Raw genomic sequence first — 24,666 nt, 5'->3', positions numbered from 1 at the left:
GCAGGCTCGCTCCCACAGAGATTGCGTAACCCTTGTGGGAGCGAGCCTGCTCGCGAAGGCGGCGGAACAGCCTCCACAGGGCCAACAGAATTCAGGAACAGGTGCTTTATGACCGCAGCCAATGTTTACCAACAGCGCCCAACCAACGGGGCCAAGGCCGAGTCGTCGCTGCATCACGCCGACCTCGCCAGCCTCGTGGGCAAGGGTCGCAAGAACGCCGGCGTGACCGTGCGTGAGAAAAAACTCCTTGGTCACCTGACCATCCGTGGTGATGGCCACGACGCTGCATTTGCCGCGGGCGTGCACAAGGCCCTGGGCATCGAATTGCCGGGCGCTCTGACCGTCATCGTCAAAGGCGAGACCAGCCTGCAATGGATGGGGCCGGATGAGTGGCTGCTGATCGTCCCGACCGGCGAAGAATTCGCCGCCGAGCAAAAACTGCGCAAAGCGCTGGGCGACCTGCACATCCAGATCGTCAACGTCAGCGGTGGCCAGCAGATCCTCGAACTGAGCGGCCCGAACGTGCGCCAGGTATTGATGAAGTCCACCAGCTACGACGTGCACCCCAACAACTTCCCGGTGGGCAAGGCTGTTGGCACGGTGTTCGCCAAATCGCAACTGGTGATCCGTCACACCGCTGAAGACACCTGGGAGCTGCTGATCCGTCGCAGCTTCTCGGATTACTGGTGGTTGTGGTTGCAGGATGCGTCTGCCGAATACGGGCTTAGCGTCCAGGCTTGATTAGAGCCAGTCATGGAGGCGATCAACTGTGGGAGCGAGCCTGCTCGCGATGAACTTGAGGGCAACGCGTTGATTCAGGAAATACGCGTTATCGTTAACGTCCATCGCGAGCAGGCTCGCTCCCACAAGATGCAGCTTTCGTTTATCGATGCCTCAGGAGTCACCGCACTATGAGCCGCGCCCCAGACACATGGATCTTGACCGCCGACTGCCCCAGCGTGCTCGGCACCGTGGACGCGGTGACGCGCTTTCTGTTCGAGCAGGGCTGTTACGTCACCGAGCACCACTCCTTCGATGACCGGCTCTCGGGCCGTTTCTTCATTCGGGTGGAGTTCCGCCAGCCGGAGGGTTTCGACGAACAGTCGTTTCGCGCAGGCCTCGCTGAACGCGGTGCATCTTTCGGCATGGTCTTCGAACTGACGCCGCCGCATTACCGGCCTAAAGTGGTGATCATGGTCTCCAAGGCCGATCACTGCCTCAACGACCTGCTCTACCGCCAACGCATCGGCCAATTGTCGATGGACGTAGTCGCCGTGGTCTCCAACCACCCGGACCTCAAGCCGCTGGCCGACTGGCACCAGATCCCGTACTACCATTTCCCGCTGGACCCGAACGACAAACCATCCCAAGAGCGTCAGGTCTTGCAGGTGATCGAGGAGTCCGGTGCCGAGTTGGTGATCCTTGCCCGCTACATGCAGGTGCTGTCGCCGGAGCTGTGCCGCAAGCTCGACGGCAGGGCGATTAACATCCACCACTCCCTGCTGCCGGGTTTCAAGGGTGCCAAACCCTATCACCAGGCCTACAACAAAGGCGTGAAACTGGTCGGTGCCACGGCGCACTACATCAACAACGACCTGGACGAAGGACCGATCATCGCCCAAGGCGTCGAGGTGGTGGATCACAGTCATTACCCGGAAGACCTGATCGCCAAGGGGCGCGATATCGAAGGGCTGACCCTGGCGCGGGCGGTCGGTTATCACATTGAGAGAAGAGTGTTTTTGAACGCCAATAGAACCGTCGTTCTTTAGACCGCTATCGCGGGCAAGCCCGCTCCCACAGGGTTTTGTGTCGTTCACACATCCGATATTTATCCCGGATCACTGTGGGAGCTGGCTTGCCAGCGAAGAGGCCATAACAGGCAACACAAGAAACAGCATCTGTACCCGAGCACTTAACGCGCTGCCTGCCTGGGCAACGCGGTTCCATAAAAACAACAGCGAGGTGAAAGCATGTCTGGCAATCGTGGTGTGGTGTATCTCGGCGCTGGCAAGGTCGAAGTACAGAAAATCGACTATCCGAAAATGCAGGACCCGCGCGGCAGGAAAATCAACCACGCCGTCATCCTGCGCGTGGTTTCCACCAATATCTGTGGTTCCGACCAGCACATGGTGCGCGGCCGTACCACTGCGCAAACCGGCCTGGTCCTGGGTCACGAGATCACCGGTGAAGTGATCGAGAAGGGCAGCGACGTCGAGAACCTGCAGATCGGCGACCTGGTGTCTGTTCCGTTCAACGTGGCTTGCGGGCGCTGCCGTTCCTGCAAGGAAATGCATACCGGCGTGTGCCTGAGCGTTAACCCGGCGCGTCCCGGTGGTGCTTATGGTTACGTCGACATGGGTGACTGGACCGGTGGCCAGGCTGAATACGCGATGGTGCCTTACGCCGACTTCAACCTGCTGAAACTGCCGGACCGCGATCGCGCGATGGAAAAAATCCGCGACCTGACCTGCCTCTCCGACATCCTGCCGACCGGCTACCACGGCGCAGTGACCGCCGGCGTTGGCCCAGGCAGCACCGTATACATCGCCGGTGCTGGCCCGGTCGGCTTGGCGGCGGCCGCTTCCGCTCGCCTGCTGGGTGCGGCGGTGGTAATCGTCGGTGACGTCAATACCGTGCGCCTGGCCCACGCCAAGGCCCAGGGTTTCGAAATCGCCGACCTGTCCCTTGACACTCCACTGCACGAGCAAATCGCCGCACTGCTGGGCGAGCCAGAAGTGGATTGCGCCATCGACGCCGTAGGCTTCGAAGCCCGCGGTCACGGCCATGACGGCGTGAAACACGAAGCTCCGGCCACCGTGCTCAATTCGCTGATGGGCGTAGTACGCGTAGCCGGCAAGATCGGTATCCCAGGTCTCTACGTCACCGAAGACCCGGGCGCCGTGGACGCCGCCGCGAAAATGGGCAGCCTGAGCATTCGCTTTGGTCTGGGCTGGGCCAAATCCCACAGCTTCCACACCGGCCAGACCCCGGTCATGAAGTACAACCGCCAGCTGATGCAGGCGATCATGTGGGACCGTATCAACATTGCTGAAGTGGTGGGTGTGCAGGTGATTAGCCTGGATCAGGCGCCGGAAGGGTATGGCGAGTTTGATGCGGGCGTGCCGAAGAAATTTGTGATTGATCCGCATAAGTTGTTCAGCGCGGCGTAAACGCTGTATAGGTAAAAAAGGGCGATCTTGGATCGCCCTTTTTTTGTAAGTTGCATTTGCTCAATGCGCGTTTTTTAGAGCTGCGTGTGCACATCACTTTTTCGTTTGAAAATCTGATATTGCCGCAGGCTTCAGGGCTCCTTTGTGACGAACGGATGAGAAATGGATGCAGGCCTGAGGAACATGCCCGCGGCTACCCGGTCAAACCGGCAGCTTTGCGCCCGAAAGCCGGGTGTTTTTTCTCGACGCAAGAGGATGTCTGAATGAAGATTTCACGCGGTTTTGTCCTGGCATCGCTCATGACCCTGGTGGTCAGCCCGGCTTTTGCACAATTCAGCCTGAGCGATGCGGCCAGTGCCATTTCCGGCATGAAGGGCAACGCGGCCACGGAGGCTGCGCCGACCTCTGAGACAGCAGACCTGCTGGGCGCGCTCACCCAATTGAACATCACGCCAGAGCAAGCCGTCGGCGGCGCCGGGGCGATGCTTGGGTTGGCGAAGAATCAGCTGAGTTCGACCGATTATTCGGAGCTGGCCAAAAGCGTGCCGGGCATCGACATTCTCTCGGGTGGGGGAGAGTTGGGGGCGCTCGCCGGTTTGCTCGGTTCGAGCGGCAAGGCCGCAGGGCTGGATAACGCCCTGGGCAACGTCAAGGACACCAATGACCTGAACAACGCCTTCAGCGCCCTGGGCATGGACACCGGCATGATCGGGATGTTTACCCCGGTGATCCTGCAGTACCTAGGTCAACAAGGCGTCGGCGGTTCCCTGCTGAGTAGCTTGGGCAGCATCTGGGGCACAGGCACAGGCACAGGCACAGGCACAGGATTCGGCACCAGCACCGGTAGCTGATTCAGCGACTCTCGGCGCGCAAATCGTCGATACGCCGGTCCTTCTCGTTCCAGAGCTGGTTGACCCAGTTCTGGACTTTCTCGCGAAACAGTGGATCGTTTTCGTAGTCGCCCTGCCAAAGCGCCGGGTCGAGTTCGCGGGTCTTGATGTCAATGATGACCCTCGGAACGTTGCCGCTGATCAAGTCCCAGAACCCCGGAATCGCTTGCTGTGGATAGACCACGGTGACGTCGAGAATGGCATCCAGTTGTTCGCCCATCGCTGCCAGCACAAAGGCTACCCCACCGGCCTTGGGCCTGAGCAGGTGAGTGAAGGGTGATTGTTGCTGGGTGCTTTTGGCGCTGGTGTAGCGAGTGCCTTCCAGATAGTTGACCACGGTCACGGGCTGGCGCTTGAACAGTTCGCAGGCCTGTTTGGTGATCTCCAGATCCTTGCCGGCCAGTTCCGGGTTCTTCGCCAGAAAAGCCTTGGTGTAGCGCTTCATGAATGGGTAATCCAGCGCCCACCATGCCAGGCCGAGGAACGGCACCCAGATCAGTTCTTTCTTGAGGAAGAATTTGAAAAACGGTGTGCGTCGGTTCAGCGTCTGGATCAGCGCCGGGATATCGACCCAGGACTGATGATTGCTGATCACCAGATACGAAGTGTCACGACGCAGATCGTCACCGCCGCGGATATCCCATCGGGTGGGAATGCACAGGCGAAAGATCAGCTTGTCGATTTCCGACCAGGTCTCGGCAATCCACATCACCACCCAGGACGCATAATCGCGAAAGCGGCCGGGCAGGACCAGCTTGAGCAGGGCAAACACCATCAAGGGTCCGATCAGGACCAGGGTGTTAAGTAACAGCAGCAATGTGACAAAACAGCCGGTGAGCAGGCGGCGCATAAAGAACTCTTGGAAGCGTTTGGGCGCGCCATGATAAGCAGCTTCGGGCGACAGGCCAAATCACCGGTGACGAATGTTTCACCTTTGACGCGCTAACCTCCTGACACCGATCGTTCCCATGCTCCGCGTGGGAATGCAGCCCGGGACGCGCTGCGTCCCAAATCAGGGGCCGAACGCAGAGCGTACGTTGAGGCAATCCTTTGCGCTGCGTGGGAACGATCTATTCGACAACGGTCTAAAATTGCGCTGCCCATCTCTCAAGGACTCCCCGTACGTGAAATCCCTTCTTGCACTGTTTTCACTCATCGCCCTGCCGGTCATGGCCGCCGAGCCGACCCTGTACGGTCGCTACGAATACATCGCGCTACCGGAAATCGGCGGCGAAGTGCTCAAGGCCAAGATGGACACCGGCGCCCTGACCGCGTCGCTGTCGGCCAAGGACATCGAAACCTTCACCCGCGACGGCGAAGACTGGGTGCGCTTCCGTCTCGCCACCAAGGGCGCGAGCAATAAGGTTTACGAACACAAGGTCGCGCGGATCAGCAAGATCAAGACCCGTTCCGAAGAGGACGAAGATGACAGCGAAGTGATCGCGCCCACCAAGCGACCGGTGGTGGATCTGGAGTTGTGCCTGGGCAATGTCAAACGCACGGTCGAGGTTAACCTCACCGATCGCAGTAGCTTCAATTACCCATTGTTGATCGGCGCCAAGGCCTTGCGCGAGTTTGGCGCGGCGGTGAATCCGGCTCGCAGGTTTACGGCGGACAAGCCGGATTGTTGATCGGTTCACAGGGTGTTGGTGTAGCTTCATCAAACCTTCGGCATCGTCGCCAACATCGAAGGCCTTTGACTCACCTCGAAATACCACGCCGCCAACTGCGGATTGGCCGATCGCCAGTCCAGGTCCGGATGGCGCAAATCCAGATACCCTAACGCACAGGCCACTCCGATCGCGGCGATGTCGAAATGGCTGGCCAGCTCGGCCATCGCATCTTTTTCCAGCAACGCCAGGGCACGGCGGATTTTGTCGCGCTGGCCGTCGAGCCATTGGTCCCAGTGTTTTTCCGGGGCGCGCAGGGCGACTTCGTAGCGCACCAGTACCGCGGCGTCCATGATGCCGTCGGCCAGGGAGGCGAGTGTCAGGCGCCGCCAGCGGGCCGAGCCTTCGCGGGGGATCAGCGGGTTGCCGACGTGCTGGTGATCCAGATAGTCGAGGATCACCCGGCTGTCGTGGATGATGCTGCCATCGGCCAGTCGCAGGGCGGGGATCTTGCTCAAGGGGTTGTCGTCGATCAGGGTCTGGTCCGGATCAACCGGTGTGAGCACGCAATTCTGTAGGGCAACGCGGTCCTGTTGACCGGTTTCGTGCAAGAGCACCATGACTTTGCGGACGAAGGGGGAGAGGGGGTTGTGGTACAGGGTCATGCTCGGGGTGGACATGGCAGTGACTCGGTTGGTGGCGGTGTCACGCAGCATAACGTGTGGAGGCGAGAGCTCAAGATCACATTCAATTGTGGGAGCGAGCCTGCTCGCGAAGAGGCCGTGTCAGTTGACATCAATGCTCTCTGACACACCGCTTTCGCGAGCAGGCTCGCTCCTACAGGGGGATGTCCGTTACCGGCATTGCAGGAGGCCGCGCAGGGCGAGGACGGCAGGGATGCCTAATCCAAGCCAGCTCAGGGCATCCCAAACGCCATCGCCGAGCAACGCGGCAAATAACCCGCCCGCGCTGAACAAGGCGATAACAGTTGGGGTGGCGAACACCTTCCAGAAACTCGACTGGCGGGGCCTCATGCCACGCTCTCCGCTTTCTCCAGTACGGGTTTCACCGCCTTGCGCCGCACCACCCACAGGTAAACGCCACTGCCGAGCACAATGATCGTCAGCACATCCAGGGTGGCCCAGAGGATTTGCATCGGCATGCCGCCGTAGTCACCGAAATGCAAAGGCTGCGACATGCCCATGGCGTCCATGTACCAGGGACGCTCGGCCACGGCGGTGACTTTCAGGGTGCTGGCGTCGATCAGCACCGGTGTCAGCAAGTGCGAGGTCAGGTGCGTGCTGCCTTTCATGAACACAGCGTAATGGTGTTCGCTGGAGAACCGCGTGCCGGGAAAGGCAATGAAGTCCGGTTGCATGCCGGGTGCGACTTCCTTGGCGATATCGAGCAAACGTGTAGCCGACGCCAGTTGCGACAGCGGGGGCGCATCGCGATACGGCGCAACCATCGCGCTCAGGCTGTCGTTGCGCCACGCGGCGATCAACAGGTCGGCGCAGGCACTGATCACGCCGGTTACGCCGACCACCAGGGCCCAGGTCAGGGTCACCACGCCGATCAGGTTGTGCAGGTCGAGCCAGCGCAGGCGGGTGGATTTGTCCTGGCGCACGGTGGCGAATTTCAGGCGACGCATGAACGGCAGGTACAGCACCGTGCCGGAAACGATCGCGACGACGAACAGCAAACCCATGAACGCCAGCAACAACTTGCCCGGCAGCCCGGCGAACATGTCTACATGCAAGCGCAGCATGACCATCATGAAGCCGCCATTGGCCGATGGCATCTCCAGCGCTTCGCCGGTGCGGGCGTCGAGCATGAAGGTGTGGGAAGAGTTCGGCTCGGTGCCGGCGGTGGCCGCCATGATCGCGATTGCGCCGTTGGGCTCATCATCGTCGAAACCGAAATACTGCATGACGTCACCGGGACGATGCTTTTCAGCCGCCTGCACAAGCTGTTGCAGATTCAGTTGCGGTGTGTCTGCCGGCATTTGCTTCAATTCGGCGGCATCGCCCAGCAAATGGTCGATCTCATGGTGAAAGATCAACGGCAGGCCGGTGAGTGCCAGCATCAGCAGGAACACCGTGCAGATCAGGCTGGTCCAGGTGTGGACAAAGGACCAGCGGCGAATTGTTTTACTTTTCATTTCGTAGCCTCCAGAAATACCCAGGCCGTCCTCGAAGGACGGCCTGGGTACCGGGCGTGTCAGATCAAGTCGTTACCACTTGTAGTCAAGGCTGGCCATGACGTTGCGACGGTCGCCGTAGTAGCAGTAGAAACCGTCACAGGTCGAGATGTATTCCTTGTCGAATACGTTGTTGGCGTTGACGCTGACACTGACGCCCTTGAGTGCATTGTCCAGGCGGCCCAGGTCGTAATGAACGGCCGCGTCATAGACGGTATAGGAATCGCTGTGGCCGTCTGACGGATCGCGTACAAAGGCCATGCTGCCGATGGCGATGTTGTCGGTTTCGCCGATATAGCGCACACCAAAGCCGATTCCAAAGCCATCCAGAACACCGGTATGCCAGGTGTAGTCAGCCCATGCCGCGGCCTGGTTTTCCGGGGTCAGTGGCAGCGGGCGATTTTTGTCCAGCGGATCGGTGACTTTGGTCATCTTGCTGTTGGCGTAGGTGTACGAAGCCGTCAGATTCAGGTTTTCGTTGACGTTGCCGGTTGCCTCCAGCTCGAAGCCTCGGACTTTCGCTTCACCCAGCGGGCGAGAAACGCCCAGGGTGTCGCTGAGTACGATGTCCTTGCGGGTCAGGTCATAGGCGGCAGCCGTGAACAGCATGTCGGTGCCCGGTGGTTGGTACTTGAGTCCGATTTCATATTGCTTGCCGGTGCCAGGGCGGAATGCCTCGCCGTTGGCGCCACCTGCTTCTGCCTGGAAGGATTCGGCGTAGGAGATGTAGGGAGTGAAGCCGGAGTCGAACACATAGCTGATGGCCGCGTTGCCGCTGAAGTTGGTGTCGTCGCGGGTGTCCTTGGCATTGTTCATGTTGTAGAACGTCGATTCCGTGTGCAGCCAGTCCTGACGACCACCCAGGGTCAGGCGCCAGTTGTCGAGGGCCATCTGGTCCTGGACATAAAGGCCTGTGTCATGGGTCTTCTGGTTGTAGTCATTGAACGCGGTGTATTGGACGTTACTGAAGTCCTGCCCGTAGATCGGGTGGGTGATGTTGCTGGTTGGCGCGTTGCCGAACAGCCATTTGTAGTTGGTGTTGACGCGTTGGTGATCCAGCCCCAGCAACAGTGTGTGCCTGATGGCAGCGGTGTCGAAATCGGCCTGGAAATTGTTATCCACGGCAAACTGGCTGAGGTCTTCGTCAACTACGTTGGCACCCCGGGACAGGGTGCCGTCGTCTTCGACCGAACCATAGAAACCGCCCGCGGTAATGCTCTGGAAGGACAGATCGCTCTTGGTATAGCGAAGGTTCTGACGGAACTGCCAAACGTCGTTCATCCGGTGCTCAAAGGCATATCCCAACGCGTAATAGGTCTTGTCGTAGAACTCCCATTCCGGATCACCGAGATTCTTGTGGAACTTCACTTCTCCAGCGGGCGAGGACAGTTTGGTGCCCTGTAGCGGAAGGAACTGGCTGGTGGTACCGGTATCGTCACGGTTGTACTGGCTGAGGAAAGTCAGCGTGGTATCGGGATCGATGTTCCAGGTCAGGCTGGGAGCGATGTTGTAACGCTTGTCGTCGATGTGCTCGATGGTGGTGTTGCTATCACGCACCACACCGCTGACGCGGTACAAAAAACGCCCTTCGTCATCGACCGGACCGGTACTGTCGAAACTGATCTGCTTACGCTCGTAGCTGCCAACTTGCAATTGCACTTCGTTGCTGGCCAACGCATCAGGGCGTCGGCTGACCATGTCGAGCAAGCCGCCAGGCGGTGTCTGGCCGTAAAGCGAGGAGGCAGGGCCACGCAGCAGTGCTACTCGCTCAAGGTCCCAGGTCTCTATTTTCGGCATGGTGTAAGTGCCCTTTGGCAGCGGCAATCCATCGAGGAACTGAGTGGGCTCAAATCCACGAACTTTCAGCCACTCGGCACGGCTATCGCTGCCGTAGCTGCTGGCAATGACCCCGGGCATGTAGCGTACAGCGTCATCGAGATTCTGTACGGCACGGTCTTGCATCTGCTCGCGGGTGGCAACAGAAATCGAGCGTGGTACTTCTGCCAGTGCCGTGTCGGTCTTGGTGCCGGCAGCGGTGCGCTTGGCCAGGTAACCTTGCACCGGACCCCAGGCGTTTTCAGTCTCTGCTTCTACACCGATGACGCTGGTTGCCGGCAAAGCCATCACACCCTCAGGCACGGCCACCAGGGTGTAGGTGCCGCCGCTTTGCTCCAGTTGCAGCCCGGTGCCACGCAGGGCTTCGCGCAGGGCGCCGGCAGCGTCGAACTGGCCCTGGACCGGGGCCGAACTCTTGCCGGCTGCCAGCGACGGGTTCAACGACAACGCCAGGCCGGCCTGGCTGGCAATCTGGTTCAGGGTGCTGGCCAGTGGTGCGGCCGGCAGGTTGTAGGCACGAACGCTGGACGCCTGTTCAGCGGCGATCAATTGGCTGCTGGCCAAAGGCGTGCAAAGAGCAATGGCAAGCGCCAGCAAACCGGGGCGCAACAAGGCGTCTAACGAACGGGACATACAGCGGCTCCTGAAAGTGAATACTTCTCAATTGCCTAAGTACCGAACGAAAATCAAAAAGTGATAGGGCTGGATGGAAATAATTTCGATTCAGTAAACAAAGTTGGGTTTTGTGGCGGATCTGATGGCCTCACCGCGGGCAAGCCCGCTCCCACAGGTTCCGCACTGACCGGTAATTTTGTGACCGACACGAAACCTGTGGGAGCGTGGCTTGCCCGCGAAGGCGGCTTCACTGACACAGCACCTTTTAGGGCTTGGCCTCGGTCTTCGCCACCACCGTCACCCACCATTGCGTACGATGCTCAATCTGCACCGGCAGCGTTGGCAACAGCGCGCTCAGGGCCAGGTCGGTGTTTTGCAACGGGAAGCTACCGGTGATCCGCAGGTCGGCCACTTCCGGTGCCACACCCAGTAGACCAGGGCGATAGCGACCGATTTCACGCACCAGATCTTCCAGTCGCGCGTTGTCCACTACCAGCATGCCGCGGGTCCAGGCATCGGCGCCGAGGTTGAGCGCGACAATCGGGCCCAGGCCGTCGCTGCGGATCAGCATTTGCTGGCCTTCGCGCAGGACCTGCTCTTCAGGACTCGATTGCGGATGGGCAGCCACCGCCGATTGCAACACGCTCAGGCGCGTACCTTGCTCTTCACGCTTGACCAGGAACCTTGTGCCCAAGGCACGCATGCGGCCTTCGCGGGTTTCAACGATGAACGGCCGTGCGTCGCCGTGGCCGGTCTCGATCAGTATTTCGCCTTCCTGGAGGATGACCCGCCGCTGCTTGTCATCGAAGCGCACGTCCACGGCACTGTGGGTGTTGAGGTTGATCCGGGTGCCGTCGTCCAGGCGAATCGTGCGTTGTTCGCCGGTGGCAGTGCGCTGGTCGGCCAGCCAATAATCGATCGGCAAATAGCGCTCACCGGCAAACAGTGCCAGCCCGAACACCGCAACGATGCTGGCCAGGCCGCTGCCGAGCTTGCGCACCCGGCGGCGAATGCCTTCGCGCGATTGCAGCAGGGCGGCGCGGGCGGGGCCGCTGGCGACGCTGAAACGCTGGTCGAGCATGCCCAATTGACGCCAGGCGCGGGCATGTTCTTCGTGGGCGGCGTGCCATTTGGCGAACTCTTCGCGTTCCACAGGGCTGCCGGAGTCCAGGGACAGTTGCCAGGCGATGGCAGCGTCGAGCACCTGTGCCGACACCGGTTTGGAACTAACCGGGTTCATGTCGGCTCCCCGTACAAGGCGATGTAGCACTGACGGATGCCTTGGGCCAGGTACTGGCGCACTCGCGGCACCGATACACCAAGGCGCTCGGCGATTTGCGCGTGGCCGAGGCCATCGAGTCGATTGTAGAGGAACGCCGCACGGGCCTTGCTCGACAGCTTGCCGAGCAGGCGATCGATGTTTTTCAGGTCTTCGAGGATCATTTGCTGTTCTTCCACCGACGGTTGTTCGGCTTCTGGAATCAGCATCAGTTCGGTGAGATAAGCCTGCTCCAGCGCGGCGCGGCGGAAGTAGTCGAACAGCAGGCCCTTGGCAATCGCCACCAGCAATGCCCGCGGCTCGCGCGGCTCTTTCAGTTCTTCGCGCCCGAGTAAGCGCACGAAAGTGTCCTGGCTCAAGTCCTCGGCCCGTTGCGGGCAGGTGACATTGCGACGTAGCCAAGCCAATAGCCAACCACGGTGGTCGCGATACAACGCACCGACGAGCTCACTTTGGGGGCTTGGAACTGACGACACGCAGCATCACCGATTGGGAAATGTTAACTAACGAGAATTGTTCGCGATTGTGTCAGAGGCGGGGGAGTGAAAGCAATCGGCGTTGGTCGGGCAGGAGATTGTCGTATGACCCTGTAGGAGCTGCCGCAGGCTGCGATCTTTTGATTTTGATTTCCAAGATCAAAAGATCGCAGCCTGCGGCAGCTCCTACACGGGACGGCGTGACCGTTAGAAAGAATGTGTTTGCTGCCGCCGCTTCCACTGGTTCAACCGCTGCTGCAGATTCAGCGGGCTGTGAATCTGCTGCTGACGTGCACGGCTGAACAGGATCAGCGCCAGTTCGGCGGTTGCCAGGGCGTCGGCGCTGGCGTTATGCCGCTCGAAGACTTCCAGCTTGAACCAATCGATCCACTCGTCCAGGCCGGCCTCGCGGATATTGGCCTGCGGACACAGCAGCGGGGCGATGTCCGCCACATCCATAAAACGATGTTGCAACTTGTAGCCCAGGTGCTCTTTCAATGCGCGTCCGAGCATGTGCTGGTCGAAAGGCGCATGAAAGGCCAGCACCGGGCTATCGCCGACAAACTCCATGAACTCGAGCAACGCCTCAGCCGGGTCACTGCCGGCGGCGATTGCACTGGGCCCCAAGCCGTGAATCAGCACACTGGGGCCGAGTTTGAGTTCGTCGCACTGCAAGGTGCGCTCGAACTGCCGGCTGAAATCGATCGCGCCATCCTCGATCACCACGGCGCCGATGGACAGTACCCGGTCCTTGTTCATATTCAGCCCGGTGGTTTCCAGGTCGAGCACTACCCAGCGCTGTTCGCGCAGGCTGCATTCACTTAATCCCTGGACCACAGGCAGGCGTTGAAGGCGTTGTTGCAGGTCCGCGGACAAGCTCGGGCCGGCGGGGCGCAACCATGAAAAAAGACTCATAGTTGGTAGCTCATAATTGGTATCGCAGGGACAGGCTGCTTTGCAGGCGTTGGGCCTGGCGCAGGGATTCGCGCAGGATGCGTCGATCCAGATGATTGAGGCTGTCGGGGTCGACCCGGTTGGAGTAGGGCAAATTCTCCCGGGTCTGTAGCTGATGTTGCTGCATGCGGGTTTGCTGGATGAAGTGATAGGCCTCTTCATACGCCGCACCGTCCAGTGGCTCGATGACCTCTTTGGCCACCAGTTGGCGAAAGCGCTCCAGGGTATTGTTCGCTTCGATGCCGTGGGCGAGGGCGAGTAACCGCGCCCCGTCGACAAAGGGGGTCAGGCCCTGGATCTTCAGGTCCAGCGTGGCTTTTTCGCCATTTTTACGCGCCAGCACGAACTCACGGAAACGTCCTACAGGCGGACGATTTCGCAACGCGTTTTCAGCCATCATGCGCTGGAACAGTCGGTTGTCGGCCACCTGGTCGAGAATCGCACGGCGCAGTTGTTCGCAGCCTAGCTCGCTGCCCCAGACCACGCGCAAATCGAAATAGATGCTCGACCCTAACAGGTTCTCCGGCGTGGCTTCGCGAATGAACGCGCTGAAGCGTCGGGCCCATTCGACCCGCGACAGGCACAGTTCTGGATTGCTGGCCATGATGTTGCCTTTGCACAGCGTGAAACCGCAAAGCGCCAGGCTTTGGTTGATCTGATGGGCAATGGGCAGCAATTTCCCACGAATCTCGGCGGCGTGGGCCGCGTCCCGCGCTTCGAACAGAATGCCGTTGTCTTGATCGGTGTGCAGTGTCTGTTCGCGGCGACCTTCGCTGCCGAAACACAGCCAACTGAACGGGATGCCCGGATCGCCTTTCTCAGCCAGGGTCAGCTCGATCACCCGGCACACGGTGTGGTCGTTGAGCAGGGTAATGATGTGGGTGATCTGGGTCGAAGACGCACCGTGGGCCAGCATGCGCTCCACCAGTTGACCAATTTCGCCACGCAGCAGCACCAGGTTTTCCACACGCTGGGCGCTGCGGATGGTGCGCGCCAGGTGAACCAGGTCGACCCGTTGCAGGGAAAACAGATCGCGTTCCGAAACCACACCGCACAGGCGCTGATCCTTGACCAGGCAGACGTGGGCGATATGCCGCTCTGTCATCGCAATCGCGGCATCGAAGGCACTATGGTCTGGAGACAGGTAAAACGGCGACGGGGTCATGTGCCGCTCGATCGCCTCGCTGAAATCGCCGATACCGTTGGCCACGACATGGCGCAAATCGCGCAGGGTGAAAATGCCCAGCGGCGCTTTATGTTCATTGACGATCACGATGCTGCCGACCTGCTGCTCGTGCATTTGGGTCACGGCTTCACGCAAGGGTGTGGTTGGGGCGCATGTCACCGGATGGCGCATGGCCAATTCGCCCAGGCGGGTATTAAGCGAGTATTGGGTGCCGAGGGTTTCCACGGCTTTTTGCTGGACCTGCTGGTTGACCTGGTCCAACAGGCTGCTCACTCCGCGTAGGGCAAAGTCGCGGAAGGTGCCGGAAATGGCGAACAACTTGATGAATGCAAGTTTGTTCAGCTGTAGGCAAAAGGTATCTTCGGCGGCCAGGTGTTCGGTGCGAGTTGCACGTTCCCCCAGCAGCGCAGCGAGGGGGAAGCACTCGCCCGTGGTGATTTCGAAGGTGGTTTCGGTCCCGCCCTTGGCCGAGTGCGGGCGTTCACCGACAACGCGACCCTGTTTGACGATGTAAAAATGCTCAACCGGGCCGTCGGCGGGTTTGATGATGCTCTCGCCGGGGGCATAAAAACGCAGCTGACATTGCTCGACCAGATACGCCAGGTGGGCATGTTCCATCTGGTCGAAGGGCGGGAAGCGCTGAAGGAATTGCAAAGTGCCCTGGATGTTCTGCAACACCGCGGTTTTCCCTGCCTGGGTGAAGGCGTCCGCTTTACTCATAACCATTACCGCAGTCTTTTTTTGAATTGTTGTTGTCGGATGACTCACCCATGGTCGACCCCTACGGTCGGGGTGCCCATTGGACGTAAGTCTAGGTAGGCGGGAAAAGTGATGCATTGTCGGAAAGAACCTACCTAAATGTGAGAAAAACCTCACCTTTCCCCATTGGAAAATTATCCGACGGAGTGCACATTGATGGTGTGCTTAGCGATGTCTTACCACTGTGCTAGGGAATTGAATTGAACATGTAGAGAATGCCATGTCCGACCACGATATTTTGAGTGATGCCGAGCGCCAGGCGCTCAGTGACGTCATGCTGGAACCCGACCTGCCGCCGCAGCGGGTGCTGATCGTTGACGACGACAAGGATGCCCGGGAACTGTTGTCGGAGATTCTGGCACTGGACGGCATTCGTTGCATGACGGCAGCCAGTGGCGAGACCGCACTCAAGATGCTGGTGGCAGAAGCGGAGATCAAGAAACCTTCAATTGGCCTGCTGATTACCGATTTGCGCATGGGCAATGTGGATGGTCTGGAACTGGTTCGGCAGATTCGTGAAACCGTACGAGCCGCGCTGCCGATTATCATCGTTTCCGGCGATGCCGACGTTAAAGACGCCATTGCCGCGATGCATTTGAGCGTGGTCGACTTTTTGCTCAAACCGATTGATACCGGAAAGTTGTTAGCACTGGTCAGACATGAGTTGGGGATTGAGTAACCAAAGATTTGTAAGTGATAGTTGCCTGAAAGCCAACGCGGAGAGGTATTCGAGTTAAGTCTGCGTCTATTCGGTGTAATGAAGTTTTTCTGCCGCGGTTGAGAAATATCCATTCATAAATGTCTGTCAGCTGCGGCTGTAGTTTCAGATATCGTCGTGATGATTGAAGTGCGGGTGGCTGTTTATAGTTAGCCTTTGTTTTAATCAAATTCGAAAATATTAATTTATTATTCCACGCTGAAGTTTACGCCCGTGCTTGTGACCTCCTTGAGGAGGACCATTGAACGAACGTTTGTTTCCATGCGCCTGAAAAACTATGGCTTGATCGGGAAAGGCGATTTTCCTGGTTTGCATGCGTGTGAATGATAATCAGGACACAACATGATAAAAATGGATTTGCGCGACCTGCTCCTGATTCTTGTTGTAACGGTTATGTGGGGAAGTAACTACTCGGTCATTGATATCAGTCTCGACGGTATAGATCCGTATATGCTGACGGCCTTGCGTTTAACTTTCTGCGCCTTTCCGTTGGTGTTCTTCGTTCCCAAGCCGAAAAACATCAGTTCCTCAACTATCGCTTTATATGGTTTTTTGTTCGGAGTCGGGATGTGTTGGCTGATGAACTACGGCATGTTTCTCGGGGTCAGTGCCGGTGTGACTTCTCTGCTCCTGCAATTCAGTGCCTTTTTTACAGTCATCTGGGGGGTGATGTTGTTCGGCGAAAAAATGTCGGGGATCCAGGTGGCAGGAATTCTCCTGGCATTGGTGGGGCTTATGTTCATCATCAATGTGACCGAGACGCAAGGCCAGAGCCATGGTCTGTTTCTGATACTGCTGGCAGCTTTGTGCTGGAGTCTTTGCAATGTCGTGATCAAGAAAAGCAAGGTAATCGACATTTTTTCCTTCGTTGTCTGGTCGAGTCTGTATGCAATTGCGCCGTTGTACTTGATGACCTACTGGGCCAGGGGGGCTGCGCCTTTCCAGGCGTTATTGACGGAATTCAAGGCTCCGGTGCTGCTGTCCATTCTGTTCCAGGCCTATGTGGCGACGATTTTCGGTTATTGGGCATGGAACCGCTTGATCAGGAAATATCCGGCGAGCCAGGTTGCCCCATTGTCGATCATCATTCCGATATCCGGCATCGTGACTTCCTGGTATGTGCTCGACGAACCCATTGGGGGCGAGAAACTGTTCGCCCTTGTGCTTACGGTCCTGGGTATTGCCTTGTTCATGTGTGCACCGAAAATCGCTAACTGCATCGCTGAAAGCGCCTTGCGCCACAGGAAATGACCGGTCAGAAACTACAATCCCCCGGTCGTGAGGCCGGGGGATTGTTGTCTGGCAGACTATTTTTTACAGCGCGTTCCTGGCCTTGAACTCGCGACGACGACGGTGCAGGACCGGCTCGGTGTAGCCGTTGGGCTGCTTGGTACCTTCCACCACCAGCTCGACAGCCGCCTGGAAGGCGATGTTGCTGTCGAAGTTCGGTGCCAGCGGACGGTACAGCGCATCACCGGCATTCTGACGGTCCACCACCGGCGCCATGCGCTTAAGGCTGGCCATCACCTGCTCTTCGGTAACGATGCCATGACGCAGCCAGTTGGCGATGTGCTGGCTGGAAATACGTAGCGTCGCACGGTCTTCCATCAGGCCGACGTCATTGATGTCCGGCACCTTCGAGCAACCAACGCCCTGGTCGATCCAGCGCACCACATAACCCAGAATGCCTTGGCTGTTGTTGTCCAGTTCGTTCTGGATCTGTTCTGCGGTCCACTGTGGGTTCACTGCCAGCGGGATGGTCAGGATATCGTCCACCGACGCAGGAGCACGCTTGGCCAGTTCGGCCTGACGGGCGAACACGTCAACCTTGTGGTAGTGCAGCGCGTGCAGCGCGGCAGCGGTCGGCGAAGGCACCCATGCGGTGTTGGCACCCGCCAGTGGGTGAGCGATTTTCTGTTCCAGCATCGCCGCCATCAGGTCGGGCATGGCCCACATGCCTTTACCGATCTGCGCACGGCCTTGCAGGCCGGTGCTCAAGCCGATATCAACGTTGGAGTTCTCGTAGGCGCCAATCCATTTTTCGGCCTTCATGTCGGCCTTGCGCACCATCGGGCCGGCTTCCATGGAGGTGTGGATTTCATCGCCCGTGCGATCGAGGAAGCCGGTGTTGATGAACACCACGCGCTCGCTGGCAGCCTTGATACAGGCCTTGAGGTTGACCGTGGTACGGCGCTCCTCGTCCATGATCCCGACCTTCAGGGTGTTGCGAGGCAGGCCCAGCACGTCTTCGATGCGCCCGAACAGCTCGTTGGTGAACGCAGCTTCTTCAGGACCGTGCATCTTTGGCTTCACGATGTAGACGGAACCGGTGCGGGTATTTTTGCGCGAAGTATTGCCGTTCAGGTTGTGCATCGCCGCCAGAACAGTCACCAGACCGTCGAGGATGCCTTCCGGTACTTCGTTGCCATCTTTATCGAGGATCGCATCGATGGTCATCAGGTGACCGACGTTACGCACGAACAACAACGAACGACCATGCAGGCTCAATTCGCTGCCGTCGACGGCGGTGTAGGTGCGGTCGGCGTTCATGGTGCGAGTAAACGTCTTGCCGCCCTTGGCGACTTCTTCCGCCAGGTCGCCCTTCATCAGGCCGAGCCAGTTGCGGTAGATCACTACCTTGTCATCGGCGTCGACGGCGGCGACGGAGTCTTCGCAGTCCATGATGGTGGTGAGTGCGGCTTCCATCAGGATGTCTTTGACACCGGCAGCGTCGGTCTGGCCGACCGGGGTGCTGGCATCGACCTGGATTTCGAAATGCAGGCCATTGTTTTTCAGCAGGATCGCGGTGGGTGCCGCCGCATCGCCCTGGAAACCGATCAGTTGGGCGTCGTTGCGCAGGCCGCTGTTGCTACCGCCTTTAAGGGCGACGACCAGTTTGCCGTCAACGATTTTGTAGTGTGTCGAATCGACGTGGGAGCCGGCCGCCAATGGCGCCGCTTCGTCGAGGAAGGCCCGGGCGAAGGCGATGACCTTGTCGCCGCGAACCTTGTTGTAGCCTTTGCCTTTTTCCGCGCCGTCAGCCTCGCTGATGGCGTCGGTGCCGTAGAGCGCGTCGTACAGCGAACCCCAGCGGGCGTTCGAAGCGTTAAGCGCGAAGCGGGCATTCATCACCGGCACCACAAGCTGTGGGCCGGCCATGTGGGCGATTTCTTCATCGACGTTTTGCGTCGTTGCCTGGAAATCGGCCGCTTCTGGCAGCAGATAACCGATGTCTTGCAGAAAGGCTTTGTAGGCCACGGCGTCGTGCGCTTGACCTGCGCGTTCCTGGTGCCAGGAATCGATACGAGCCTGGAAATCATCGCGTTTGGCGAGTAGGGCTTTGTTCTTCGGCGCCAGGTCATGGATGACCTTGTCGGCACCGGCCCAGAATTGGTCGGCGGTGAGGCCGGTTCCGGGAATGGCTTCGTTGTTCACGAAGTCGAACAGGACTTTGGCGACCTGCAGGCCACCGACTTGAACGTGTTCAGTCATTGCTTGCCTCACTCTGCTCAGCTATTTCGCTTTTCAGCTCTTCAATTTAACAATGAAGCCTCTGGCCATTTAAACCACAAACCCTGCGACCAGTACATGCCATTTCTGACGGCTGGGTGGGGACCAATCAACGGCTTTAGGGCCTTGCTGACAGGGCTTTCAGGGATGCGTCTGCGCCTGTGGCGGACATCGATCCAACGTTATGTAGTGCGCGCAGCGGCATACTACATGATGAGTTGCGGTTGTGAAAATTAGACTAATGACGTCGTTCTGCGACCCCATGACGCATTGCAGTCACGCTGGGGATGAGGATGTTCTCAAAAAAGCATGAGATTGTTCCAGTTAAATATAAAAAGTTGTACACGATTTATGTTGCGCAGGTTCTTGGGCGGGACTCATTCGCGAGCAGGCTCGCTCCCACAAAGCCCTGCGCCGACCTTGTGGGAGCGAGCCTGCTCGCGAAGAGGTAGGACCTGCCAGCGCCGAATCAACCCTTGCCTATACTTCTCTTTCAATAACAAAAGAGGGCTGCGCCATGGACCACCTCGTACTCACTGTTTTTGCACCGGACAAGCCTGGGCAGGTCGAGCGCATAGCCCAATGCATCGCCGAGCATGGTGGCAACTGGCTGGAAAGCCGCATGTCGCGCATGGCCGGGCAATTCGCCGGGATTCTTCGGGTGGGGGTCCCGGCGGAAGCCTACGACTCACTGGTCGACGCCCTGCAAGGATTATCGTCCCACGGCATTCGCGTCTTGATCGCCGAAAGCGGTATCGAACAGTCGTGCACCTGGAAGCCGATCGCCATGGAGCTGGTGGGCAATGACCGGCCGGGGATCGTGCGCGACATCACGCGCTTGCTCAGTGAGCAGGGGGTGAACCTGGAGCGGCTGGTGACGGAGGTGCGTCCGGCCCCCATGAGCAGCGAGCCGCTGTTCCACGCCGAAGCGATACTGGCGGTGCCCCTGACGCTGTCTCTGGACGTGCTGCAATCGCGCCTGGAAACCCTGGCGGACGACCTGATGGTGGAATTGGTGCTGCGCAGTGAACCTTGATCAGGTTATCCAGTTTAAACGTGCACCTGCCTGTGGATAACCTGTAGAGACAGCCCGCCAGGCCACGCCGGCCGTGGCTCTTCAAAGATTGATCAAAAAACCAGCAGTTTCAGTAACTTGCGCACAAACGGCGGGGATCACGCTGTGGATAACCTTGGGAAGGATCTATGCAGGCCACGGATAACGTGGCCTGTAGAGAGTTGTGTATTTTTTGATCAGCTGCGGCGGCGCAGGCTGAACCAGGCATCGACGCTGTAAACCGCCAGGCCTGCCCAGATGAAGATGAACGCAACCAGCGTACTCGACGATAGGTGCTCATCAAACAGCAGGACGGCCTGCAGCAGCACCAGGGTCGGTGCCAGGTATTGCAGGAATCCCAGGGTCGTGTAGGGCAAATGCCGCGCGGCAGCGTTGAAGCAGACCAGCGGCACCAGCGTTACCGGACCGGCAGCCACCAGCCACCAGGCTTCGGAGGTGGTCCAGAATTCAGCCTGGGCGCTGCTGGCGGTTGGATTGAGCAGTAACCAGGCCAGCGCTATCGGCACCAACATCCAGGTTTCGACCACCAATCCCGGGAGCGCCTTGACCGGCGCCTGCTTGCGAATCAACCCGTAGAAACCGAAGGTCAATGCCAGCACCAGCGACACCCAAGGCAGGCTGCCCACTTGCCATACTTGTTGCGCCACGCCAACCGCCGCCAGCCCCACGGCAATCCATTGCATGCGTCGCAGCCGCTCACCGAGGATCAGCATCCCCAGCAGCACGTTCACCAAGGGGTTGATGTAGTAACCGAGGCTGGCCTCCAACATGCGCCCGTTGTTCACCGACCACACATACGTCAGCCAGTTGGCGGCGATCAGCGTACCGCTCAGGGCCAGGATCGCCAGCCGACGTGGGTTCTCCCGTAGCTCGCGCCACCAGCCCGGATGTTTCCAGACCATCAGCAACAAGGCGCCGAACAACGCCGACCACAGCACGCGGTGAATGATGATCTCCACGGCGGGCACGTTGGCGATGGCCTTGAAGTAGAGCGGGAAAAGTCCCCAGATGATGTAGGCACTCAGGCCCAGAATGTACCCGCGACGCAGGTTGGCGGCTTGCATGCAGAATCCTTGCTTAGGCAGCTAACAAAGGAGGGATTGTAGGGCGGTTGTATAGATGTGTCGCTTCTGAAAGCAAAAGATCGCAGCCTGCGGCAGCTCCTACAGGGAATGGTGTACACCCGTAGGAGCTGCCGCAGGCTGCGATCTTTTGATCCCGGATTAAAAAAGCTTCAGCGGTTCTTCATTCAGCGCCGCGAGCTGCTCGCGCAACGCCAACACCTGGTCGCCCCAATAGCGTTCCGTGCCGAACCACGGAAAGCTGCGCGGGAATGCCGGGTCGTCCCAGCGACGGGCGAGCCAGGCGCTGTAGTGCATCAGGCGCAGCGCGCGAAGGGGTTCGATCAGCGCCAGTTCCCGGGGATTGAAATCGTGGAATTCGTTGTAGCCATCCATCAATTCCGACAACTGGCCCAGGCATTCCTGGCGATCGCCGGCCAGCATCATCCAGATGTCCTGTACCGCCGGGCCCATGCGGCAGTCGTCGAGGTCGACGATGTGGAACATCTCATCACGGCACATCATGTTGCCGGGGTGGCAATCGCCGTGCATGCGGATGTTCTGGTGCGGCGTATTGCTGTAGACATCCTCCACACGCTTGAGCAGATCGCGGGCCACGGACTCGTAGGCCGGCAGCAGGCTGCGGGGAATGAAGTTGCCTTCGAGCAAAGTCGTCAGCGAATCATGGCCAAAGTTTTTCACCGCCAGCGCCTCACGGTGCTCAAACGGTTTGGTCGAGCCCACTGCATGCAGTCGGCCGAGCAGTTGACCCAGGCGATACAGCTGATCGAGATTGCCAGGTTCCGGCGCGCGTCCGCCGCGGCGGGGGAACAGGGTGAAACGGAAGCCGTTGTGCTCGTGCAGGGTTTCACCGTTGTGGATCAGCGGCGCGACGACCGGTACCTCGACCTCGGCGAGCTCGAAGGTGAACTGGTGTTCTTCCAGAATCGCTTCGTTGGTCCAGCGCTGCGGGCGATAGAACTTGGCGATCAACGGTTCGGCGTCTTCGATACCAACCTGGTAGACACGGTTTTCGTAGCTGTTGAGCGCCAGAATGCGGGCATCGCTGAGAAAGCCGATGCTTTCGACGGCATCGAGCACGAGGTCTGGGGTGAGCGTTTCAAACGGGTGGGCCATGCTGACTCCTGCGCGCAGCAGGCTGCTGCGTCCGGCCAGGCATGGTAGCGCAGACGGGGCTGCTTTAGGGGGTGGGTTGAGATGTGTGTTGTCTGGACTGACGCCATCGCGGGCAAGCCCGCTCCCACAGTGATTTGTGTCGTTCACTAAACCTGTGGGAGCGGGCTTGCCCGCGATGATGGCCGATCAGGCGCCGACGACCCCTCCGTCTTCACGCGAAATGGCAATCACCGAAGACCGCGGCTTTCCATTCGGCAAGTGCTCAGGGAAGGTCGAACCGCCGTTCTCCCCCGGGTGCTGAATGCCGACGAACAAGGTCTTCTGGTCCGGCGAAAAGCTGATCCCCGTTACCTCACAACCAATCGGCCCGACCATGAACCGACGGATCTCGCCGGTCGTCGGGTCGGCGCAGAGCATCTGATTGTTGCCCATGCCGGCGAAGTCACCGGCATTACTCGAATCGCCGTCGGTTTGAATCCACAGCCGCCCAGCGTTATCGAACGCCAAGCCATCCGGACTGTTGAACATGTTCTGCGGGGTAATGTTCGACGAACCGCCCTTCGGCGTACCGGCGTGCACTTGCGGGTTGCCGGCGACCACGAACAGGTCCCAGGCAAAGGTGTTCGAGGCGTGGTCGTCGCGGTCGGTGCGCCAGCGCAGGATCTGCCCGTAGACGTTCTTCTCGCGCGGGTTTGGCCCGCCTACCGGTTGCCCTTCTTCGCCACGCTTGGCGTTGTTGGTCAGGGTGCAGTAAACCTGACTGTCCTTGGGGCTGACGACAATCCATTCCGGGCGGTCCATGCGCGTGGCCTTCACCACGCTGGCTGCCAGGCGCGCGTGAATCAGCACTTGGCCCTGGTCGGCAAAACCGCTGCTGGCGTCGATGCCGTTTTTACCATGGGTCAATTCGATCCATTGCCCTTGGCCCTTGGGGTGATCGGCATTGCCGTCGCCCGCGTCGAAACGTGCCACGTACAAGGTGCCGTGGTCCAGCAGATCGCGGTTGGCCTTGGGATTCTGGTGATTGATCTTGTCGCGGCTGACGAACTTATAGATGAATTCGCCGCGCTCATCGTCGCCCATGTAAACCACGGCGCGGCCGTCTGTGGTTTCAGCCAGGGCTGCGTTTTCATGTTTGAAGCGGCCCAGTGCAGTGCGCTTGACCGGGGTCGACTGCGGGTCGAACGGGTCGATCTCGACGACCCAGCCATGACGGTTGAGCTCGTTGGGATTGTGCGCCATGTCGAAGCGCGAGTCGTGTTGATGCCAGTTGATGTCTTTGCTGGTTGCCACCACGCCGTAGCGTTTCTGTGCGGCATCGAATTTCTGTTCGGCATCGCTGCTGCCAAAGCAGTCGGTAAAGTTCTCTTCGCAGGTCAGGTAGGTGCCCCATGGCGTCTTGCCGTTGGCGCAGTTCTGGAACGTGCCGAGGACCGTTTTACCTTGTGCATCTGCACGGGTTTTCAACAGTTCGTGACCGGCGGCCGGGCCGCTCAGATGGATCGGCGAGTTACCGTGAATGCGCCGGTTATAGCGCGAGCCCTGCACAAACTGCCAATGACCATTCTCACGCTGTACTTCGATTACCGACACGCCTTCGCAAGCCAGGGCCTTATGCACTTCCTGCGCCGATTGCGGCATGCCCGCGTGGGGGTAGAGGTAGCGGTAATTGGTGTATTCGTTGTTGATCGCCATCAGCGCCCGATTGTTGTCATCCGGGAAGGCAAACAGGCTCATGCCATCGTTGTTGTCGCCGAACTGGACTTCCTGATGCTCGGCGGTGCCGTTGCCACTCATGTCGAACGCCGGGCCGTTTTTCTGCAGGGGCTGACCCCAACTGATCAGTACCGAAGATTTGTAGCCGGGGGGCAAGCTGATCGCGTCGGCAGTCGCGGCGGGAATGCTTTCGAAACCCAGCAACTGGCTGGTGCCGGCGCTGACGCTGGCGGCCAGTACGCTGCGGCTCAGCAGGTTGCCGCCGAGGAACATGGCGGCACCGCACAAGGCGCCTGCGCTGATAAAGCCACGACGGCTGAGGCCGACCATCTGTTCGAGGTCGGTGGACTGGTTTTCTTCTAATAGGCTCACATCAGGCTCCCTGCGAATTTTGCAGTCACCTTAATGGTGGGTGATGAAGCTTTTGTTGCAGTAGGAGCTGCCGCAGGCTGCGATCTTTTGATCTTGATCTTG

Annotated in this window: 22 protein-coding genes; 9 read left to right on the top strand and 13 right to left on the bottom strand. The window is 59.1% G+C overall.

Annotation, left to right across the window (positions count from 1 at the left end):
* Window positions 1-108: 108 nt before the first annotated feature.
* The 5 genes from AC1Q8Q_RS08545 (at window position 109) to AC1Q8Q_RS08525 (ending at window position 4,021) form a co-directional block, all read left to right on the top strand.
* Window positions 109-741 carry a sarcosine oxidase subunit gamma gene (locus AC1Q8Q_RS08545; protein WP_020796059.1) on the top strand — a complete coding sequence of 211 codons (633 nt, stop codon included), beginning with the start codon at window positions 109-111 and terminating at the stop codon, window positions 739-741.
* 12 nt (window positions 742-753) lie between these two features.
* Window positions 754-915 carry a hypothetical protein gene (locus tag AC1Q8Q_RS08540; protein ID WP_020796058.1) on the top strand — a complete coding sequence of 54 codons (162 nt, stop codon included), beginning with the start codon at window positions 754-756 and terminating at the stop codon, window positions 913-915.
* On the top strand, window positions 912-1,769 hold the full coding sequence (gene purU / locus AC1Q8Q_RS08535) for a formyltetrahydrofolate deformylase (protein ID WP_020796057.1): 858 nt from the start codon (window positions 912-914) through the stop codon (window positions 1,767-1,769). The genes AC1Q8Q_RS08540 and purU overlap by 4 nt, the downstream gene beginning before the upstream one ends.
* Before the next feature lie 201 nt (window positions 1,770-1,970).
* Window positions 1,971-3,170, top strand: coding sequence for a formaldehyde dehydrogenase, glutathione-independent (gene fdhA, locus AC1Q8Q_RS08530; protein WP_020796056.1), 1,200 nt, complete (start codon window positions 1,971-1,973; stop codon window positions 3,168-3,170).
* Window positions 3,171-3,433: 263 nt separating this feature from the next.
* Window positions 3,434-4,021, top strand: a complete 588-nt coding sequence (locus AC1Q8Q_RS08525) for a DUF2780 domain-containing protein (protein WP_151143597.1) — start codon at window positions 3,434-3,436, stop codon at window positions 4,019-4,021.
* A 1-nt stretch (window position 4,022) separates the two neighbouring features.
* On the opposite strand, the gene yihG is transcribed toward AC1Q8Q_RS08525, so the two are convergent.
* Complete coding sequence (gene yihG / locus AC1Q8Q_RS08520) at window positions 4,023-4,910, bottom strand: 1-acylglycerol-3-phosphate O-acyltransferase, YihG family (RefSeq protein WP_020796054.1); 888 nt, start codon at window positions 4,908-4,910, stop codon at window positions 4,023-4,025.
* Between the two features lie 274 nt (window positions 4,911-5,184).
* Here yihG and rloA2 point away from each other — a divergent pair, with 274 nt between their 5' ends.
* The gene (rloA2, locus tag AC1Q8Q_RS08515) at window positions 5,185-5,691 is read left to right on the top strand and encodes a retropepsin-like aspartic peptidase RloA2 (RefSeq protein ID WP_020796053.1); all 507 of its coding nucleotides are present in this window, start codon (window positions 5,185-5,187) and stop codon (window positions 5,689-5,691) included.
* 29 nt (window positions 5,692-5,720) lie between these two features.
* On the opposite strand, the gene AC1Q8Q_RS08510 is transcribed toward rloA2, so the two are convergent.
* The 8 genes from AC1Q8Q_RS08510 to AC1Q8Q_RS08475 form a co-directional block, all read right to left on the bottom strand.
* A complete protein-coding gene (locus AC1Q8Q_RS08510; protein WP_033045382.1) occupies window positions 5,721-6,350 on the bottom strand; it encodes a glutathione S-transferase in 630 nt (209 codons plus the stop codon).
* 174 nt (window positions 6,351-6,524) lie between these two features.
* The gene (locus AC1Q8Q_RS08505) at window positions 6,525-6,704 is read right to left on the bottom strand and encodes a hypothetical protein (RefSeq protein WP_020796051.1); all 180 of its coding nucleotides are present in this window, start codon (window positions 6,702-6,704) and stop codon (window positions 6,525-6,527) included.
* Window positions 6,701-7,831, bottom strand: a complete 1,131-nt coding sequence (locus AC1Q8Q_RS08500; RefSeq protein ID WP_168759052.1) for a PepSY-associated TM helix domain-containing protein — start codon at window positions 7,829-7,831, stop codon at window positions 6,701-6,703. The genes AC1Q8Q_RS08505 and AC1Q8Q_RS08500 overlap by 4 nt, the downstream gene beginning before the upstream one ends.
* A 72-nt stretch (window positions 7,832-7,903) precedes the next feature.
* A complete protein-coding gene (locus AC1Q8Q_RS08495; protein WP_168759051.1) occupies window positions 7,904-10,339 on the bottom strand; it encodes a TonB-dependent siderophore receptor in 2,436 nt (811 codons plus the stop codon).
* Between the two features lie 247 nt (window positions 10,340-10,586).
* On the bottom strand, window positions 10,587-11,561 hold the full coding sequence (locus tag AC1Q8Q_RS08490) for a FecR domain-containing protein (RefSeq protein WP_492614973.1): 975 nt from the start codon (window positions 11,559-11,561) through the stop codon (window positions 10,587-10,589).
* A complete protein-coding gene (locus AC1Q8Q_RS08485) occupies window positions 11,558-12,076 on the bottom strand; it encodes an RNA polymerase sigma factor (RefSeq protein ID WP_033045381.1) in 519 nt (172 codons plus the stop codon). Before AC1Q8Q_RS08485 ends, AC1Q8Q_RS08490 begins: the two co-directional genes overlap by 4 nt.
* A 207-nt stretch (window positions 12,077-12,283) precedes the next feature.
* Window positions 12,284-12,991, bottom strand: coding sequence for a 3'-5' exonuclease (locus AC1Q8Q_RS08480; protein WP_492614972.1), 708 nt, complete (start codon window positions 12,989-12,991; stop codon window positions 12,284-12,286).
* Between the two features lie 10 nt (window positions 12,992-13,001).
* Entirely contained in the window at window positions 13,002-14,936 is a 1,935-nt protein-coding gene (locus AC1Q8Q_RS08475) for a putative nucleotidyltransferase substrate binding domain-containing protein (protein ID WP_492614971.1), read from the bottom strand.
* Between the two features lie 259 nt (window positions 14,937-15,195).
* Here AC1Q8Q_RS08475 and AC1Q8Q_RS08470 point away from each other — a divergent pair, with 259 nt between their 5' ends.
* The gene (locus tag AC1Q8Q_RS08470) at window positions 15,196-15,654 is read left to right on the top strand and encodes a response regulator (RefSeq protein ID WP_492614970.1); all 459 of its coding nucleotides are present in this window, start codon (window positions 15,196-15,198) and stop codon (window positions 15,652-15,654) included.
* Window positions 15,655-16,044: 390 nt separating this feature from the next.
* Window positions 16,045-16,944, top strand: coding sequence for an EamA family transporter (locus AC1Q8Q_RS08465; RefSeq protein WP_492614969.1), 900 nt, complete (start codon window positions 16,045-16,047; stop codon window positions 16,942-16,944).
* Between the two features lie 63 nt (window positions 16,945-17,007).
* Here the strand turns inward: AC1Q8Q_RS08465 and AC1Q8Q_RS08460 are convergent, their stop codons facing one another.
* The gene (locus AC1Q8Q_RS08460; protein ID WP_151143584.1) at window positions 17,008-19,185 is read right to left on the bottom strand and encodes a malate synthase G; all 2,178 of its coding nucleotides are present in this window, start codon (window positions 19,183-19,185) and stop codon (window positions 17,008-17,010) included.
* Window positions 19,186-19,720: 535 nt separating this feature from the next.
* On the opposite strand from AC1Q8Q_RS08460, the gene AC1Q8Q_RS08455 reads away from it, so the two are divergent.
* Window positions 19,721-20,239 (top strand): glycine cleavage system transcriptional repressor, encoded by a 519-nt coding sequence (locus AC1Q8Q_RS08455; RefSeq protein WP_020796041.1) that lies wholly within the window; start codon window positions 19,721-19,723, stop codon window positions 20,237-20,239.
* 215 nt (window positions 20,240-20,454) lie between these two features.
* On the opposite strand, the gene rarD is transcribed toward AC1Q8Q_RS08455, so the two are convergent.
* The 3 genes from rarD to AC1Q8Q_RS08440 form a co-directional block, all read right to left on the bottom strand.
* On the bottom strand, window positions 20,455-21,342 hold the full coding sequence (rarD, locus tag AC1Q8Q_RS08450) for an EamA family transporter RarD (protein WP_083349832.1): 888 nt from the start codon (window positions 21,340-21,342) through the stop codon (window positions 20,455-20,457).
* A gap of 159 nt (window positions 21,343-21,501) precedes the next feature.
* Window positions 21,502-22,476: a serine/threonine protein kinase gene (locus tag AC1Q8Q_RS08445; RefSeq protein ID WP_020796039.1), complete on the bottom strand. Its 975-nt coding sequence runs from the start codon at window positions 22,474-22,476 to the stop codon at window positions 21,502-21,504.
* A gap of 186 nt (window positions 22,477-22,662) precedes the next feature.
* Window positions 22,663-24,564: a PhoX family protein gene (locus tag AC1Q8Q_RS08440; RefSeq protein WP_020796038.1), complete on the bottom strand. Its 1,902-nt coding sequence runs from the start codon at window positions 24,562-24,564 to the stop codon at window positions 22,663-22,665.
* Window positions 24,565-24,666 lie beyond the last annotated feature (102 nt).

The sequence above is a fragment of the Pseudomonas sp. GW823-FHT06B06 genome (genome assembly GCF_058795195.1).
Note: the sequence above shows the minus strand (reverse complement) of the source record. Positions and strands in the feature narration are given on the sequence as shown.

Excerpts from the sequence above, each read along its gene's own strand:
- AC1Q8Q_RS08540 (WP_020796058.1), top strand. The coding sequence starts at position 754 with ATGGAGGCGATCAACTGTGGGAGCGAGCCTGCTCGCGATGAACTTGAG.
- yihG (WP_020796054.1), bottom strand. The coding sequence starts at position 4,910 with ATGCGCCGCCTGCTCACCGGCTGTTTTGTCACATTGCTGCTGTTACTT.
- AC1Q8Q_RS08545 (WP_020796059.1), top strand. The coding sequence starts at position 109 with ATGACCGCAGCCAATGTTTACCAACAGCGCCCAACCAACGGGGCCAAG.
- AC1Q8Q_RS08455 (WP_020796041.1), top strand. The coding sequence starts at position 19,721 with ATGGACCACCTCGTACTCACTGTTTTTGCACCGGACAAGCCTGGGCAG.
- fdhA (WP_020796056.1), top strand. The coding sequence starts at position 1,971 with ATGTCTGGCAATCGTGGTGTGGTGTATCTCGGCGCTGGCAAGGTCGAA.
- AC1Q8Q_RS08465 (WP_492614969.1), top strand. The coding sequence starts at position 16,045 with ATGGATTTGCGCGACCTGCTCCTGATTCTTGTTGTAACGGTTATGTGG.
- purU (WP_020796057.1), top strand. The coding sequence starts at position 912 with ATGAGCCGCGCCCCAGACACATGGATCTTGACCGCCGACTGCCCCAGC.
- AC1Q8Q_RS08490 (WP_492614973.1), bottom strand. The coding sequence starts at position 11,561 with ATGAACCCGGTTAGTTCCAAACCGGTGTCGGCACAGGTGCTCGACGCT.
- AC1Q8Q_RS08445 (WP_020796039.1), bottom strand. The coding sequence starts at position 22,476 with ATGGCCCACCCGTTTGAAACGCTCACCCCAGACCTCGTGCTCGATGCC.
- AC1Q8Q_RS08505 (WP_020796051.1), bottom strand. The coding sequence starts at position 6,704 with ATGAGGCCCCGCCAGTCGAGTTTCTGGAAGGTGTTCGCCACCCCAACT.
- AC1Q8Q_RS08525 (WP_151143597.1), top strand. The coding sequence starts at position 3,434 with ATGAAGATTTCACGCGGTTTTGTCCTGGCATCGCTCATGACCCTGGTG.
- rarD (WP_083349832.1), bottom strand. The coding sequence starts at position 21,342 with ATGCAAGCCGCCAACCTGCGTCGCGGGTACATTCTGGGCCTGAGTGCC.
- AC1Q8Q_RS08480 (WP_492614972.1), bottom strand. The coding sequence starts at position 12,991 with ATGAGTCTTTTTTCATGGTTGCGCCCCGCCGGCCCGAGCTTGTCCGCG.
- AC1Q8Q_RS08475 (WP_492614971.1), bottom strand. The coding sequence starts at position 14,936 with ATGAGTAAAGCGGACGCCTTCACCCAGGCAGGGAAAACCGCGGTGTTG.
- AC1Q8Q_RS08500 (WP_168759052.1), bottom strand. The coding sequence starts at position 7,831 with ATGAAAAGTAAAACAATTCGCCGCTGGTCCTTTGTCCACACCTGGACC.
- AC1Q8Q_RS08510 (WP_033045382.1), bottom strand. The coding sequence starts at position 6,350 with ATGTCCACCCCGAGCATGACCCTGTACCACAACCCCCTCTCCCCCTTC.
- AC1Q8Q_RS08495 (WP_168759051.1), bottom strand. The coding sequence starts at position 10,339 with ATGTCCCGTTCGTTAGACGCCTTGTTGCGCCCCGGTTTGCTGGCGCTT.
- AC1Q8Q_RS08460 (WP_151143584.1), bottom strand. The coding sequence starts at position 19,185 with ATGACTGAACACGTTCAAGTCGGTGGCCTGCAGGTCGCCAAAGTCCTG.
- AC1Q8Q_RS08470 (WP_492614970.1), top strand. The coding sequence starts at position 15,196 with ATGTCCGACCACGATATTTTGAGTGATGCCGAGCGCCAGGCGCTCAGT.